The organism is Tissierella pigra (assembly GCF_018917845.1).
Classification (GTDB): domain Bacteria; phylum Bacillota; class Clostridia; order Tissierellales; family Tissierellaceae; genus Tissierella; species Tissierella pigra.
On sequence record NZ_JAHLPJ010000001.1, the window covers coordinates 2,947,698 to 2,963,868 of the forward strand.

Sequence of the window (16,171 nt, forward strand, 5' to 3'; positions counted from 1 at the left end):
TTATCATTATTGTCCTTTAGTTCCATAAGAAATTAATAAGCAAAGTGTCCTTAATGCTAAAGCATTCTCAAGATTATCCATAAAATAGTTTCTGATTCCCAGCTCTGATTGAATGTATATTTCTGCTTCTGATCTTGTTAGCCCCCTATTCATAAATAATTTAATGATATTCTCTTTCCTATCATCAGATAATTCTATATCCCAATTATTTGCTTTGATTAAAGAATCAATTAATTTGTTATATCTATCTTTATTTCCATATGGATTAATAAAATTGACCTTATCATTTAATCGAACATCTATATTTTTCAAACCATATTCCTGCATATAGAAGGGTATTTTCATGCCTATTGAATAATCCCTTCCTTCTAATTCAAGTTCAGTTTTCCATAACTTTTGCATGGTGGAGGTTTTATTGCCTAAGCTATAATCCATTCCATGAATATACAACCCTGTATTTTCAAATTCCCTATTCACTTCAATACATACTACTAGTCCACCACATGAAACAGAATCGATCATTTTCTTTAAAATATCTTTTGGATTAGGTAAATGTCTTAGTAATGCTTGGCAAATTGCCATATCATACTTTTCTTTAACATCAAATGTATTTATATCGCTTTTAATAAACTCCACTGAATAATCACTATCTTTAAAAAATAGCTTTGCTTCATCTATAAGTTCATCACTTATATCAATACCTGTATATACACTTCCAGTTGGCAAGATTGGAAGCAACATCATTCCCAAATATCCATAACCACATCCAAAATCTATAATCTTTATAGGTTTAGTTATATTCCATACATTTTTTACTAGAAACTCCAGATAATCATAATTCCAAAACTCTACTCTAGAATTTTTTAAATAATTAAGTTGCTTATTCCAATGTTCTTTACTATCAGTTCTTCTTGACTTGTATTCTCTATTTTTTAGTGGCTTTAATCCGAGAATTTCATCAATCGATACCTTAAAATACTCTGAAATCTTTGGTAACAATAATATATCAGGCATAGTTATACCATTCTCCCATTTACTTATTGATTGAAATGATACCCCTAGAAAATCTGCTAACTCAGATTGAGTTACTCCTTTATTTTTTCTTAGTTCAGCTATTGTTAACTTAACAGTATTCATATAAAATCCCTCAATTCATATTTTATAGTCAAGCTTCTATTTATATTTTATAAGCTTAGCTAATTAAGAACAATAACTTCATTGTGGAATAAATTCTCCTCCAGGTTGAAATATCATCTTGAAATTATCTGGTATTGTCTCTAATTTTCTAACTTAATTTTCTTCTCCCCTACAATCCCGTCTTACCTATAACTATCTTTTCACTACTTAAATCCTTCTTTCCATAACTTTAATTTTCCAATTTCTTTCAGGATGGATTGTACTAGTAACCTCTTTTACAACCTTAAACCCCAAACTTATCCAAAACTCGAATGCTTTTCTATTTTCATTTAAAACACCTAATCTGATTCTATTAAATCCTTGGTTTTCTATATTTGTTATAAATTCTTCTATAAACTCTCTTCCATATCCATTTCTATGAAAATTTCCGTCAACCATAAATAATCCTATATATATTGTATCTTCGTCTGGATAATTGACTATATAGTCTATCACACCAATATCCACACCATTTAATTTTATTAGTTTATAGCTTTTATTCTCCAAACATGAGTCCGGAGGTGTCCCATTTTTATCCTCAATAACAGATTCCATTGAAGGTTTATTATTCATGGAAATCTGGAAGTATTCTTGATTTGTATTATAAATTTTAAGCACTTTTTCAAATAAGTCCTCCTTAACTGTTTCTAATATGAATTTATTCATCATGCTTACCATAATCCTTCCCTCTTTCTCCTTTGCTATATCTTAGATTCTTTTGTTCTAAATCTTTAATAATTATAGAACTGGTTTCCTCTATATAAATTCTAATATCATCATAATCAAATAATAATAAATCTAAGTCATCATATCTTGTATTAAAATCATACTCCAACTCGGATTTAAGCTCTGATATTTTTTTAGAATGGATTTCTAATATTTCAACGTCTTCAAATACAACATTCATTTTTAGGTTATACTTGTCTCTTATTATTTGATTTAATCTACTATAATCATGATAGTAATTATCTTGCTGATATATTCTTTTTTTCCTATTCTCATCACGCATATATTTGATGTATATATTCTGTATCCACAATTCATCTGCAATTAAGTGACAATAATATCCAAGATACAAATCATCATATATTTTATCTTTATACTTCTGTAAGAACTTATTATAATCATAATACTGATAATTAAAGTCCTCGGAATCCTCATAAGGTTCTCTTTCAATTCTAAAATGAGAGATATCCTTTGCCTCTTTAGTATTTTCATGTAAATCTGGCAATAGGTTACCTAAATTAAATCTCATAAAATCTAAACTAAAATGCTCTGATACTATTTCTGAGATAGCTAAGTGTATAATTCTTGATGCCATTTGTTTTATACCTCCTTATCACTAGGATAAAGAATTATTAGTTGTATCTACAATATTAAGGAACTAATTACTTTAATTTCCACTATATTAAATATTCGATAAATTATCCTATATTCCTCTATTTCTTATAAATCTTTTCTAAAAAATTGTAAATCAAATACAAATCTAATGAAAAAAGAGATTTCAATATCTATATTAAAATCTCTCTTGAAAGTTTATATAATTATAAATTTCAGTTAGTAAGACCAGTCAATTTATATTGTATACTTAAATATAAGTTCACCATTTATATCTTTTTCATTTATATATTCAAATCCAATACTTTTATATAATTCATATGCTATTCTATTTTCTTCAATTATACTTAAATATACAGTATTTACTCCGTATTTTTTTGAAACTATTTCTATAAGATTTAACATCGCTGTTTTTCCATACCCCTTACCTTGATACTTTCTATCTATCATTATCCTATCAATCCAAGTATCTCTATTAGGCCCAAAAGATCCATACATGGCAAATCCAATAACCTCATCATCATTGTAAATAGCCACTGGACACCATTCCTTATATTCATTAGCTTCTCTCAAACATTCTTCTACAGTTTCAATAAATCCCTCTTGATTAGGATTTAATTTTATATTTCTGACCATATCTTCATTAGTTTTGTTAATATCTTTGAAAAGTATATTCATTACTTTATTTCATCTCCATATTATCTACAAGTTCTATAGCTTCTAACTCAATATTGAATTTATCATTTCCCATTATTTCATCTGCTATTTCCTCTGCATCTAGTAAAGTTGTATCAAGATAGTATGTCCTAGTATAATTCATTTCCTTAAACTCATTTAATAATACAATAGAACGTTCTCCCATTTGGCAATCTAATTTCCGCATTTTATCACGTCTCATTAAAGTTTCTTCATTAGCCATTAAAACAGATAATTTTATCTTTGTGTTTTGAAATTTATCTTTTATATACTCTATATCTTTAGGAGTACATATATAGTTAAAAACTACATCATATTTTCTGTCTAAAAAATTCTCAATTAAGTCTATACAATTCTCCCAAAATATTTCTAAATGATTGCCTTCAAGCCATGGCTTCACATAGCCACCACATACTAAATGATAAATATCATCTCCTTCTATTAACGCTGATTTTTCTTTTCTTTTGGCTATGATTCTAGAAATTGTTGATTTTCCTACACCTGCTGGACCAGTTATAATATATAGATTATTCATTTTTCCTCCTTCGCCATTACATAATCTAGGTTAACTATAGACTAAGACCTAATTCTTTAAATAAAATATTCAACCTATCCTTCTCTGTTTCAATAATTGGAAGATTAGTATTATATAAATAATGCTGAAGTACATCAGCATCTTTAAGTAACTCACAATAATCATTATCTATATCTTGTTTATTACTATGTGTAAATATCGAACTACAAATAATATCAATTTCTTCTTCACTAAATATATTAATATCATTTAAAATTTTTCTTGCTTCAATAGAGCCTAATTTTCCATGGTCTATACTACATCCGGTTTTATAAGTCCAAATGTCATGAAGCATTCCTGCCACTGAACATAATTCAACATCCAAGCCTCTTTTTAATGCAAGTAAACTGCAAATATCAGCTACACCATATAAATGAACATAACCACAACGCCTTTCCTCTAAATCCAATTGTTCCATTAATATTTTATCTACAACTTTACGAACTTCTTCTAATCTATTCATAAGCTCCTCCTTCGATTATTGGCTTTATTTAATTTCAATAATAATCTATCTTAACTATATTCTACAAAACTTTCTTAGTACCTCTCTTTTAGTATATATTTTAAAAAATAAAATGAGAATGGTTAATATCTATATCCATTCTCATTTTAGATTTTAAGTTGGAATTCTAAACTCTCCTAAACTTAAAATACAGAACTTTTATATATTTTTAATAAAATCCATATTTATTTTATCTATATTAACTTTTGGAATACCTAAAACCCTATTATTAAATTCACCATGACAGTCTGAACCTGCTGAAATCATCAAATTATTTTCTTCACAAAACTTTATATAATAATTTGCATCTTCTATGTTTTTTAAATATGGAGAATAGCATTCAATACCTGAAATTCCATAGTCCTTCCATTCCTCCAAAACTTCTAAAGATAGCTTTTCTCCTCCTTGATATGCACTAGGATGAGCCAAGAATGAATGTCCTCCTGCCTCCTTAATTATTTTGATTATTTCTTTTGGGTTCTTAAAATATAATTTTTCATTACTTGATTTTATTATTTCAAAATAATCTTTAAAATTACTAACTATATTCTTATCTAATAGATAATTTAATGATTCCCACCCACCTCTATTCCTATTGTATTCATAGGAGTAGTAGTCTTTAATATCTTTTATTTTATTTGTCTTTTTTGCATATTGAATAACTTTAGTATTAAATTCTTTCCTTTGTATTTGATTAAACTCCAGTAACTCATTTAATTTTCTATCTTCATAGTCAAAATCGTATGCAGTTATATGATATTCTTCTCCATTATATGTACATGAAATTTCTACACCAATAACATAATAAATATCTTTTGGAATACTATATAATATCTCTACACTGTTCTGGATAGTGTCATGATCTGTAATGGAAAATAATTTTATATTGTTCTTTATAATAAGTTCTAATAATTCCTCAACAGTCCATGTTCCATCTGAGGCTGTAGTATGAATGTGCATATCAACCTGATAATCCCTTTCAATCATATATTCATCTCCTTTTCTATTTATATTTTACTGGCTGAATAACATTTACTATGAAAACTCAGATCTATAAATTTTCCTAAACAATAAATTCCTTCCTACTCAATATAAATATTTAAAAGTTTTACTTCATTCGTTTGGCAATTGGATGATCTTCGTTTAGCTCTAACAAATCCCATAAGTTACCGTATAGATCTTTAAAAACAGCAACGGTTCCATATGGAGCTTCTTTAGGTTCTCTTACAAATTCAATCCCTTTTGCCATCATTTCATTATAATCTCTCCAAAAATCATCTGTATTCAAAAACAAAAATACTCTTCCTCCTGTCTGATTTCCAACAAACAACTCTTGTTAAGGTTTTGATGCTTTTGCCAGTAATATTGTTGTCCCAACTGAACCTGGAGGAGACACAACTACCCATCTCTTATCTTGTTCTGGCTGATAAGTATCTTCAACCAATGTAAAGTTTAACTTCTTAGTATAAAACTCTATTGCCTCATCATAATCTCTAACAACTAAGGCTATATGCACTATTGATTGGATCATGTTATTAACGCCTCCTATTTATTTTAATTGCATTATATAAAAATACATTCATCCTGTAACGTTATCTCTCTGACCTAGTAGAGCAATGGATTCTCACAACTATACTAGTTATCCCTTAATATCTTGACCTCCTCTACTAAATTTCATCATTTAACCACTTTTCTAATTCAGGCATCATATCTGCATAATATCTAATAGCCTTAATTGTTCCCATTACTTGGTCAGTCCCTATCTGCTGTTCTTCCATATCTGTACATTCAATCCATAAGGACCGCCTTAAATTATATTCCAACCATCCAAGTTTTCCTAAAAATCCATTTATCAAAACCGTTTTCCAATTTGCTTTTAATATTCCATATCTCTTTTTATATCCGTCTATAAATACCATAAACTTTTCCTTGTGAATATTTCCTATTTCATCTTCAGCCCAATAGATGGCCGTTTCAACCAATTCCTGCATAGGGTTTATATATCCTGCTGCTTCCCAGTCAATAACAATAGGATTATCTTGACTCCACATAACATTCTTGGGGTCTAAATCCCTATGGCTAATAACCATATCTGCCGAAAGTAACATTGCTGATTTGTTTGCCAAGTCATTCCAGTCATAGAGATTATCAGAAATTTCTTGCAGTTGACTAGCCCATTCTGTGTTATTCTCTTGCCCCCCTTTCAAATAATAATTCTAATCTACTAACTCTCCATTACCTGACCAATCATTAGCTATTCCCAATTCAGAAAAATTCGTCATATGTATGTCAGCAAGAATAGTACCTATTTTTTTACAATGAACTATTCTGATTTCATTAGGTTTCAAACTTTTCCCTTCTATCCAATCGAAAACAAGATAGAATTGATTATCTATTTCCTGCATAGAAATACCATTAATTTTTTTGGCTGGAAGAGCGGGTATATTATTTGATGCCATAGTGGCTATTTGCTCTGAATTAATAAAGTTTTTCGTTGCCGTAGGTCTAAGCATTATTTGAGGATTTAGTGCTTTAACTACATATTTTCCTTGTGTGGTTTCAATAAAATACATTCTGTGTAGAAGTCCACCTGTTATTGCTTTAGGAGAACCAATTATATGGCCCAAACCTAATATATTGCATAACTTTTCAAATTGTATATTATACTGTGCATTCATTCCCTTGTCCTCCAGTTTATTCCTTGTATAGCTTTTTTAAGTACATAAACTCTATCTGAGACGCTATATTATGCTCATTTTACTTTCTTATATATATCTTTTTATTATCAGCAAATGGAATTAACATATTATCCCATTGTACTATATCTAATTCAGGCCATTTTTGAATCCATTTCTTAACTTTTTTATCATAAATCTCTTTTGTTATTTGTCTATTATTAGCAACAATCTTCATATGAAAAATATCCTTCAGTCCAAAAGGTGCATAAACTTCCCAGTCTTTTTCAGATAACTTTCTTACTCCCAAGGAGGTAGCTGTTGTTGGCCAAGTATCTATTGCATCCTCTATGGATTTATATGGTTCAATATTATATCCAAATTTATCCCTATACCATAAATGAACCCTAGCCTGATTCTTAACATCTAACCAAAAAGGAAATCCATCTAATTCTTGATTTAAGTATTCCATAACTTCTCTCTCATATTTTTCTTCTATATTTTTAGGATTATAATAAACTATATCAATATCATCTATACCATAATCAACTGGTCGATTAGTTAGTATATTCCACACAGTTTGAGTAATAGCTCCTGCACCAATATAAAAATCTTCAGCCTTAAGTTCAGATAAAACTGAAATTATTTTTTGCAAATATAAATTATTTTCAATTATATCTATTAATTTTTCAGCGTCCTTTAATAAAGTCATTAAAACAAACTCCTTCTTTATTTAATAATAGTAATTAATATCTTTTTCGTTCAATGGTATCTTTAAAGTAATTTTCTATAATAGTATTTGTTATCCTCATCCATATCCTCTGATTTCTCAAATCCAACACTGCTCCAAAATCTTTCATTTGCCTCATTTGTCGGTGTAAGTTCAATATATAAAGCACCTTCATCGTTAATATGGTTTTGGGCCTTTAAATAAGCTAACTTTCCATAACCTAAATTTCGGTAATTTGGCTGGATATAGCATTCCATTAAAAAACATTTTCCCTCTTCATCAAAATAGGTAACATACATTAAAAAACCAATGATAATTTCTTCTTTATTTATAAAAAGTATTCTCAATGGATTTTTATCTCTTATTCTAAGTTTCTCAATTGCATTTCTATATTCATCTGAATAAAAATAATCTAAATCCAAGTCATCTCCTAACGAAGCATTTACAGATAATTCATCAATATAACTATCAAATAATTTCCAAAATGTCGTTACATCAGCTTTATTTTTTACTATAGATAATTCTAAACTATTACTCATTATGAACCTCCTAGTATAATTTTAGATATTCTTATATTAAACATCCTTGATATTTCTATTTCTTATTTTCATTTCCTTTTGATAAAGCTTCTAACATAATTAAAAAGTTCAAGTCCAATTTCAATATTTGGTGATTCCCACGTAGCAAGAGTTTCAGTAAAGTTACCCTTCCATGGAAATATTTCTGTCGGCTCAAAATAGTATTCCTCTGTCAACTCCATAGAAAAATAGCAGGGTTCACTAATTGAAACTATATCTTTTTGATCTATAGATTTTATTGCTTCAATTACACCATTTTTTATGATTCCGTAAGTTTCCTGTGGTAGTGGTTCCCATCCTGTTGCCTTGTTCTTTACTGTGATACAAGTAACATTTTTAGAAATTTCCCTTGCTTCTTTATGTGACGCATTACATCCAATATTGGCAATGTATTTTGTTCCACAAAAACTCAGTGCAGCCTGTCCAATTTCAGCTATGTGTATTCCATTAACAAGTAATGCTTTTATCGGTGGAGTTTGAATTGTATGGGGAAAATATGCCTCTAATTCTCCAAAGCCCTGAACCATGACGTATTGCTTCAACATTATTTTCAAAAATCCCACTTGCACCTTCCATGTCTGCTATTAAAATAAGTTGTCTTTTCATTTCATACCTCCTATCATATATTTTCTTTCTTCATGTAAATTGGAATTAAGAAAATTCAAATTAACCCACTAATGATATTAGCCCTAATCTTCCATTCAGGTATTATTACTTCTACAATTTTTTATAGGTGTTAAAAAACTCCCTTAACTCTTCCTTAGAAACTTCTGAAAGATCATGCCATCGAATTCCTTGTATTGCACCTTCTAAAGCATATAACCTATTTATACAGGCAGAGTCATCGATTTCCTTTATTCTCAGCCAAGCTTGCCTACTACCAGTTTCAATCAATTGATTAATGGTTCCTATGCCAACTTCATTTAATTGTTGCTCAACTTTGTTTCCAATGTTTATTAATGTTGATAGCTCTCCCATGGATAATTCCTCCTATTCAAATTTAATAAGTTTCTATAAAGTATCAGTTCAATTGCATTATCCAATCTTGTCAATGTAGTCATTAAGCCATTATTATTACTACTTACCATCCTCACCATAAAGCCATCTTATTCCTCCTGGCCAGCCTTTATCACTCATTTCTAGGATACCTTTATAGTACTGATTAATGCCACTTACTGAGTAATCATAGTTTATGTGGTCATTTATATAATAATTTGAAATTGCGATCCCACTAAATTGATTAAAATCAATATCTGAAGTATGTCCGCTACTATCTTTTGCTAAAATATCTCCATTTTTATTCATAACATCCCATGCTGAAGCAGGAGTACCATCTATATGACTATAGGCAATATCATTTGTTGGATCTACAACTCCCCATGTATTATTTCTAAAGACTTCAACTACTACATGTCCACTATATGCGTAATGAATATTAAATAGTTGTATTATACGTGATGGTAATCCAATTAATTGATATAGAATACAAGCTACTCTTGAAATATCTGTACACCAATTAGAACCACGTTTTATAATATGTTCTTCTGTTCCTCCAAATATCATATCATCTAAATCATCACTTTCAATTATTTCATATAATCTTGAACAAAATGATACAATCTTTATAATCTTATCTTCCACTGAGGTAACTTCAGAAATAAGTTTATATACAAGACTTTCCAAATCAGCTCTTGAACCTAGAATATATTCAATTTCTTTTTTAGTATAATCTTCATATAAATATTCTTTAGTATCGTCACATAATCTAATCATATTTTCAAAAATAACTATATCTACAGAATTTTTTCCATGAATATCATTTTCCAACATAATTTCATAGGCTCTACCAAACTGATTTATACCTTTATAAGCTGATAAATTGTCCATGTCTATTCCTCCTAAGCTATAAAACATTTTATAATTTCACTTGTATTTAAAAATTATAACAATATTTAAAATGTTGCTATCATTACCATTTTGAGTTCAATATTTCAGCTTTCTTGATTTCATATTCTTCCTTTGAAATAATCCCATCTTGATATAATTTATCAAGCTTTCGGAGTTTAGCATCAAAATCCTCTTGCTGCTCATGTATATCAATTTCATATACTCCAGCTCCTTTTGAACTAAATAGATTATATAAATGATACCCCGTAACTCCAGTAGCACCTAATGTCCAAACTACTCCAAATATCCCCATGACTGAAATTTGAGTAATACCAAATATTACAAAAATAATTCCTATTACTCCTGCTATGGCAGAACTAAATTTTGAAGGTTTAACTCTAACTTTCTTCAAGTAATTCACATCCTATCTAAAATTTTATTCTAATACATATATACTAATAAATACTATTCATTAAAAAAACTTTAGTCATCACTATTTTTATATAGGTGATTCGCTAACACCTTGATATTCTTAACAAGAATTCCCTAAACTCTGTCCCATGATTCTATTTTATTTTGATTTTTCAAATAGCCATTTATATAATTCGTCTCTTTCAAATACTGTAGTACATAATTCATGTCCAGCATCTTCTACATAAGTTCAAATAATGGATTTATTTTCCACTTGACATACTATCCTAATTCAAATTTAACCTTAATTTATATAAAAACTACAACTCTAAACAAATGGTCATGGATAAGTCCACTAGATTAATTCTAAGATCTTCTCTCCTTACCCAATTTCTGGAATCCCATTGAATTCCACTTAAATCATCACCACCATGAAGTATCTGTCCTAAGACAACATTTCTAAATTTAGATACTGCAAAAAATGCAGCTGCTTCCATTTCAACAGTTACGCATCCCTCTGAAACACGCAATGCTATTTTCTCTTCTGTTTCTCGATAAAATGAATCTGTAGTCCATGTTTTAGCTTTGATAAATGGTATCTGATTATTTTCAAGATAATCTGTAATACATTTTAAAGCCTGTTCGTTGCATTCTACTTCTCTAGATGGTTCTAAATAGTGATATGATAATCCTTCATCTCTAACTGCTGAATAGGGAACAACCAAATGTCCTACTTGGATATTCTTCTTCAATACGCCTGCTGCTCCACATACAATGAACTTCTTAAATCCCATTGCTATTAGTTCTTCCAGTTGTGCACCAGAACCCGCTGATCCCAAGTAACCTTGAACTATTCCTATTGGTTTGCCATTAAATTCTGTTTCATATATAGGCAATACAACTGTTGCTGTATAAAATTTAGCAATTTCCTTTAATTTTCCTTCATCTAACATTTTCTTAATAACATCACCAAAAAATGTAATCACACAATACTCAGGAACATCTTGTCTTTTTATAACTTCAGACGGCTCAATTTTAGCCCTTGGACTAGAATCAAACTCCAGTATAGGAAAATCTCTTTTTAGCATGATTTTTCCTCCCTTTTACTATTATTTCTTTTCTCAAATACTCCATTATATTCATTTACCTCAGTTCTCATTACTATTTTGATTATTCATGGACTTGCTATAATCCTAAACATATCTAGGTGATTTGCTCCACATACCTATATATATAACATTAAAAATCATAATACAGGATCAATATCAAATGGAAACTGTTTTGCTTCTTTTGTTTTAAAGTTTACTTTATATCCTACTCCATCCTTATAGAAAAATCCTTCATTAAGTTCAATTCTTACATAACACATATCTTCATCATTCTCATTATTATGTGCGAAATACCAAGGCTCAAATACCTTTATCAATTTTTCTCTAATCTCTTTATTTTCCGTTAGCAATGGATATCCAATATTATAGCCATTTCCACTAAATCGGTAGAACTCATTACATAGTGCAACTGGGCTATTATTCTTTAATTCCTGAACCTTTTGGGTTTTTGAATATGTGACTACATAAAATGAGTTATCTTCATAGAAAGTATCCACAACTCGAACTGATGGCACATTATCTTTTACTGTTGCCATTGAAAACTGACAATCCTTTGCAAATAATTCCTTCATGACCTCTATAGCTTTTTCATGAGTATTCATTTTCAAGTTCCCCTAAAATTTTTATTCATACAGCAAATTCTTATAACATATTTAATTCTGCATAAATTCCCAAATTCCTTCTTTTTTCAACTAATATTTTCATCTAAATTAAAACAAGGCAGATGATGAGGTATCATATCATCATCTGCCTTGTTCTTTATCCTAAAGACTGACATTATTCCTGTTGTCCATAAATACCTTTACAGCTCTATTAAGTATTCCAGTCAAATATGCCAATAATATTCCATAATTGGTAATAGGTACTCCTTTGTCACTACATATCTTTATCCTATTCTCCATGGTCCTCTTATTTAACATACAAGATCCACAGTGTATTACCAAATCATAGGTTTCTAAATCCTTTGGAAAATCCTCTCCCATTCTAAAATTAAAGTCTATTTTTTTACCTAGATGTTTAGTTAGCAGTGTGGGAATCTTTACCTTTCCTATATCCTCATGAGAGGTATTATGGGAACAACTTTCCATAATTAGAATTTTAGGGATTTCTTTTTCTCTTAACCCTTCAACAGTTCTTATTCCATTTAAGAAAGTATTTAAATCTCCTTTTTGCCTAGCCATTATAATAGAAAAGCTAGTGAGATTTATACTTTTCGGTACTATTTTATCTACCTCTTTAAATATTTTAGAATCTGTGATCACAAGGTCTATATCCTTTAAATCCTCTATTGCTGAAGCCAATTCTGTATCTCTTACTACATAGGATTTTATTCCATGGTCTAAACAATCTCTTATTAGTTGAACTTGAGGTAAAATTAGTCTTCCCTTTGGTGCTTCTCCATCTATTGGGACTACCATTATTACCTTTCCACCATAGGAAATAATATCTCCTATTAAAGTTTCCTCTTCCTTTTCTACATCAAGTCTTTTTATTAATTCATCCTTTAAAATAGATATTGTGGCATTGTCCTTTATAGATATAAATACAGCACTATTCCACTTTCTCTTAATTTCTTCCAATCTTTCCTCTAAAACTATATCTATTTTATTGATAACTATAATATAGGGAATATCTCTCTTTTTGAATTCCTCTATAAATTTTTCATGATACTTATTATCTATATCATCTATCTCTATTACATATATAGCAAAATCTATTTTTTCTAGGGTTTTTATGGTTTTTTCTACTCTCAGTTCTCCAAGACAACCTTCATCATCTATTCCCCCTGTATCTATAAAAACCACAGGTCCAAATGGAATTAACTCCACTGCCTTAGATACTGGATCTGTTGTAGTACCTTTAATTTCCGATACTAAGGATATTTCCTGCCCTATAATAGCATTCATAATAGATGATTTTCCTGCATTTCTTTTTCCATAGAATCCTATATGTTTTCTATTAGCCTTTGGTGTTTTCATAATCTTTCACCTATTTATAAATATAAATCCCTTTCTCCTTTTTTTATCCTATCTATCTTATTTAAAAGAAGATTTCTTATATCTTCCCTTTCTATATTCTCTATTTCTCTATTGATCATATTATCTACGGTGTTTTGAAGTTCTTCGTCACCATAGTCTAAGGAATATTCTAAAAGAGTCATCATAGCATTCGGTCCACATATATTTTGTATTTGTCCAGATTTTGCAAGACTCATGAATCTGTCTCCAGTTCTTCCCATTCTATAGCAAGCTGTACAATAAGAGGGAACATGTCCCTCTTCTATTAGCTCTCTTATTACTTCAAAGGGTTTTCTATTATCTGATACTTCAAACTGCAATTTATTTCCTTCTTCACTTTCCTTATATCCTCCTACACCTGTACAAGAACCTGCACTTATTTGAGAAACCCCATATTCTATTACTTCTTTTCTTATCTTATGGGTTTCTCTTGTAGATAAAATAATTCCTGTAAAGGGAACTGCCAGTCTTATAATAGCGACAATTTTTTTAAATTCCTCATCAGTTAATAAATAAGGAAATTCTTCTAAGTTCATTCCCTGTGCTTTTTTAAGTCTTGGTACAGAAATAGTATGAAATCCTACTCCATATTCTTTTTCTAAATATTCATTGTGAAGCATTAAAGCCAATATCTCAAACTTATAATCGTAAAGTCCAAATAATACTCCTGCTCCCACATCATCTATGCCAGCTTCCATAGCTCTGTTAAAGGCAGTTAAATGATAATCATAGTTTGCCTTAGGTCCATTTAGATGTGCCTTTTCATAGGTTGGTTTATGATAAGTTTCCTGGAATAATATGTAAGTTCCTATTCCAGCTTCTTTAAGTTTTTTATAGTTTTCTACTGTAGTAGATGCTATGTTTACATTAATCCTTCTAATAACTCCATTATCATTTTGAGTCTCATATATGGATTTTATTGCATCTAGTATATAATCTATATCACAATTTACTGGATCTTCTCCTGCTTCTAAGGCTAATCTTTTGTGTCCCATTTTTTCCAATAATTTTACTTCTTCTTGTATTTCCTCTTTCGTTAATTTTCTTCTGTTAAATTCATTGTTGTACTTATATCCACAATAACTACAATTATTCACACAATAATCACTTACATAAAGGGGAGCAAAAATCACAATTCTATTACCATAAATACTTCTTTTAACTTCTCCTGCAATTTTATAGATTTCCTTTAATTCATTTTCATCTTCTACTTGAAGTAAAATGGCTATATCTTTAAAAGAAAGATTTTCTTTATTTCTAGCTTTATTTAGCACTCTTTTAATATCTTCTTTTGCCACATTTTTAGTTTCTTCCAATAATTTATATATAAATTCATGGTTAATCATTATTCTGCCTCCATTTTATATTGTCTCCTCTAGACATGTCTATGGAAAATCCTGATGATACTATTCTTTTTTCTATACAATTTCTACACTCTGCTGCTTCATCTCCAGTACAAATCTTTCCATCATATAGAGAATATTTTTCTCTTACAGTAGTAGGTGATAGATTTGGCATAACTACATTTGCTCCTGCCTTTATTCCTTTTTCCCTTCCAAGGGGATCAATGGTTCCTAGTGCTGTTGTTGCTGGTAATAATCCATGGGGTAAAAATAATCTAGTTAAAGCAATCATAGTAATAGTGTCTTCCAAAGTACCACCCTGTTGATTTTTATAAATAGTATCTTTATGTGGAATAAATGGTCCTATACCTACCATTTCTGGGTCTAATTCTTTTAAAAATAATAAATCCTTGGCTAAATCTTCCTTAGTCTGTGTTGGTATACCAACCATAAATCCTGCTCCTACTTGGTATCCTATTTTCTTTAGATTCCACAAGGATTCTATTCTGTTATTATAATCTGTATTTATATGTATCTTTTCAAATAATTCTTTACTGGCTGTTTCATGTCTTAAAAGGTATCTATCTGCTCCAGCATTATAATATTTCTCATAGGATTCATAAGGCTTTTCTCCTAGGGAAAGGGTAACTGCCACATCTTTATATTTATTTTTTATTTCCTTTATTATTTCCACTATCATATCATCTGAATAGTAATTATCTTCTCCACCTTGAAGTACGAAAGTTCTATATCCTAGACTATAGCCTAATTCTGAACACTCCTGAATTTCCTCTAAATTTAATCTATATCTTTCCACATTCTTGTTGAAAGAGTTTATACCACAATATTTACATCCCTTTGTACAATAATTACTAAATTCAATTAAACCTCTCATATAAACCTTATTTCCATAGGTTTTCATTCGGGTTTCATGAGCTTTTTCTATAAGGTAGTCTTTTCCTTGATTTTCAATATGATTAAGTATATATACTATTTCATCAAAATCTAAATAATTATTTTTATATAATTTATCTATTAAATTCTTTGTCTTCATTGGTTTCCCTCTCTTTAAGTTTCTTAGAGATACTATAATTGGCAATATGGATATTATCCATACTGCCAATTATTAATTCA

General features: G+C 29.5%; 20 protein-coding genes and 1 pseudogene. All 21 read right to left on the minus strand.

Annotated features, from left to right (window positions below):
- Window positions 1–6 precede the first annotated feature (6 nt).
- Window positions 7–1,137, minus strand: coding sequence for a class I SAM-dependent methyltransferase (locus tag KQI41_RS14595; RefSeq protein WP_216585549.1), 1,131 nt, complete (start codon window positions 1,135–1,137; stop codon window positions 7–9).
- Between the two features lie 207 nt (window positions 1,138–1,344).
- Window positions 1,345–1,854: a GNAT family N-acetyltransferase gene (locus tag KQI41_RS14600; RefSeq protein ID WP_154438795.1), complete on the minus strand. Its 510-nt coding sequence runs from the start codon at window positions 1,852–1,854 to the stop codon at window positions 1,345–1,347.
- Window positions 1,835–2,497 (minus strand): hypothetical protein, encoded by a 663-nt coding sequence (locus tag KQI41_RS14605; protein ID WP_154438796.1) that lies wholly within the window; start codon window positions 2,495–2,497, stop codon window positions 1,835–1,837. The genes KQI41_RS14600 and KQI41_RS14605 overlap by 20 nt, the downstream gene beginning before the upstream one ends.
- A 254-nt stretch (window positions 2,498–2,751) precedes the next feature.
- The gene (locus KQI41_RS14610) at window positions 2,752–3,192 is read right to left on the minus strand and encodes a GNAT family N-acetyltransferase (protein WP_154438797.1); all 441 of its coding nucleotides are present in this window, start codon (window positions 3,190–3,192) and stop codon (window positions 2,752–2,754) included.
- Window positions 3,193–3,196: 4 nt separating this feature from the next.
- Complete coding sequence (locus KQI41_RS14615) at window positions 3,197–3,745, minus strand: AAA family ATPase (RefSeq protein ID WP_154438798.1); 549 nt, start codon at window positions 3,743–3,745, stop codon at window positions 3,197–3,199.
- Between the two features lie 34 nt (window positions 3,746–3,779).
- Window positions 3,780–4,247: an HD domain-containing protein gene (locus KQI41_RS14620; RefSeq protein ID WP_216585550.1), complete on the minus strand. Its 468-nt coding sequence runs from the start codon at window positions 4,245–4,247 to the stop codon at window positions 3,780–3,782.
- A 198-nt stretch (window positions 4,248–4,445) separates the two neighbouring features.
- A complete protein-coding gene (locus KQI41_RS14625) occupies window positions 4,446–5,273 on the minus strand; it encodes a PHP domain-containing protein (RefSeq protein ID WP_216585551.1) in 828 nt (275 codons plus the stop codon).
- A 121-nt stretch (window positions 5,274–5,394) separates the two neighbouring features.
- Window positions 5,395–5,817 (minus strand): annotated as a pseudogene (locus KQI41_RS19315) (VOC family protein).
- Between the two features lie 136 nt (window positions 5,818–5,953).
- Window positions 5,954–6,493: a phosphotransferase gene (locus KQI41_RS19415; protein ID WP_216585554.1), complete on the minus strand. Its 540-nt coding sequence runs from the start codon at window positions 6,491–6,493 to the stop codon at window positions 5,954–5,956.
- Between the two features lie 9 nt (window positions 6,494–6,502).
- Entirely contained in the window at window positions 6,503–6,964 is a 462-nt protein-coding gene (locus KQI41_RS19420; RefSeq protein ID WP_216585555.1) for a phosphotransferase, read from the minus strand.
- Between the two features lie 79 nt (window positions 6,965–7,043).
- Window positions 7,044–7,673: a nucleotidyltransferase family protein gene (locus KQI41_RS14650; protein ID WP_154438803.1), complete on the minus strand. Its 630-nt coding sequence runs from the start codon at window positions 7,671–7,673 to the stop codon at window positions 7,044–7,046.
- 62 nt (window positions 7,674–7,735) lie between these two features.
- On the minus strand, window positions 7,736–8,230 hold the full coding sequence (locus KQI41_RS14655; protein ID WP_216585556.1) for a GNAT family N-acetyltransferase: 495 nt from the start codon (window positions 8,228–8,230) through the stop codon (window positions 7,736–7,738).
- 68 nt (window positions 8,231–8,298) lie between these two features.
- A complete protein-coding gene (locus tag KQI41_RS14660; RefSeq protein WP_216585557.1) occupies window positions 8,299–8,832 on the minus strand; it encodes a M55 family metallopeptidase in 534 nt (177 codons plus the stop codon).
- Between the two features lie 154 nt (window positions 8,833–8,986).
- Window positions 8,987–9,247 carry a TfoX/Sxy family protein gene (locus tag KQI41_RS14665; protein WP_216585558.1) on the minus strand — a complete coding sequence of 87 codons (261 nt, stop codon included), beginning with the start codon at window positions 9,245–9,247 and terminating at the stop codon, window positions 8,987–8,989.
- 99 nt (window positions 9,248–9,346) lie between these two features.
- Window positions 9,347–10,156 carry a transglutaminase-like domain-containing protein gene (locus KQI41_RS14670; RefSeq protein ID WP_216585559.1) on the minus strand — a complete coding sequence of 270 codons (810 nt, stop codon included), beginning with the start codon at window positions 10,154–10,156 and terminating at the stop codon, window positions 9,347–9,349.
- A gap of 82 nt (window positions 10,157–10,238) precedes the next feature.
- Complete coding sequence (locus KQI41_RS14675; protein ID WP_216585560.1) at window positions 10,239–10,568, minus strand: SHOCT domain-containing protein; 330 nt, start codon at window positions 10,566–10,568, stop codon at window positions 10,239–10,241.
- Between the two features lie 319 nt (window positions 10,569–10,887).
- Complete coding sequence (locus KQI41_RS14680) at window positions 10,888–11,655, minus strand: nucleoside phosphorylase (protein WP_216585561.1); 768 nt, start codon at window positions 11,653–11,655, stop codon at window positions 10,888–10,890.
- A gap of 158 nt (window positions 11,656–11,813) precedes the next feature.
- Window positions 11,814–12,278, minus strand: a complete 465-nt coding sequence (locus KQI41_RS14685; RefSeq protein WP_216585562.1) for a pyridoxamine 5'-phosphate oxidase family protein — start codon at window positions 12,276–12,278, stop codon at window positions 11,814–11,816.
- A gap of 162 nt (window positions 12,279–12,440) precedes the next feature.
- Entirely contained in the window at window positions 12,441–13,655 is a 1,215-nt protein-coding gene (hydF, locus tag KQI41_RS14690) for a [FeFe] hydrogenase H-cluster maturation GTPase HydF (RefSeq protein WP_216585563.1), read from the minus strand.
- Between the two features lie 14 nt (window positions 13,656–13,669).
- Window positions 13,670–15,040 (minus strand): [FeFe] hydrogenase H-cluster radical SAM maturase HydG, encoded by a 1,371-nt coding sequence (gene hydG, locus KQI41_RS14695; protein ID WP_216585564.1) that lies wholly within the window; start codon window positions 15,038–15,040, stop codon window positions 13,670–13,672.
- Complete coding sequence (gene hydE, locus KQI41_RS14700; RefSeq protein ID WP_216585565.1) at window positions 15,033–16,091, minus strand: [FeFe] hydrogenase H-cluster radical SAM maturase HydE; 1,059 nt, start codon at window positions 16,089–16,091, stop codon at window positions 15,033–15,035. Before hydE ends, hydG begins: the two co-directional genes overlap by 8 nt.
- Between the last annotated feature and the right edge of the window lie 80 nt (window positions 16,092–16,171).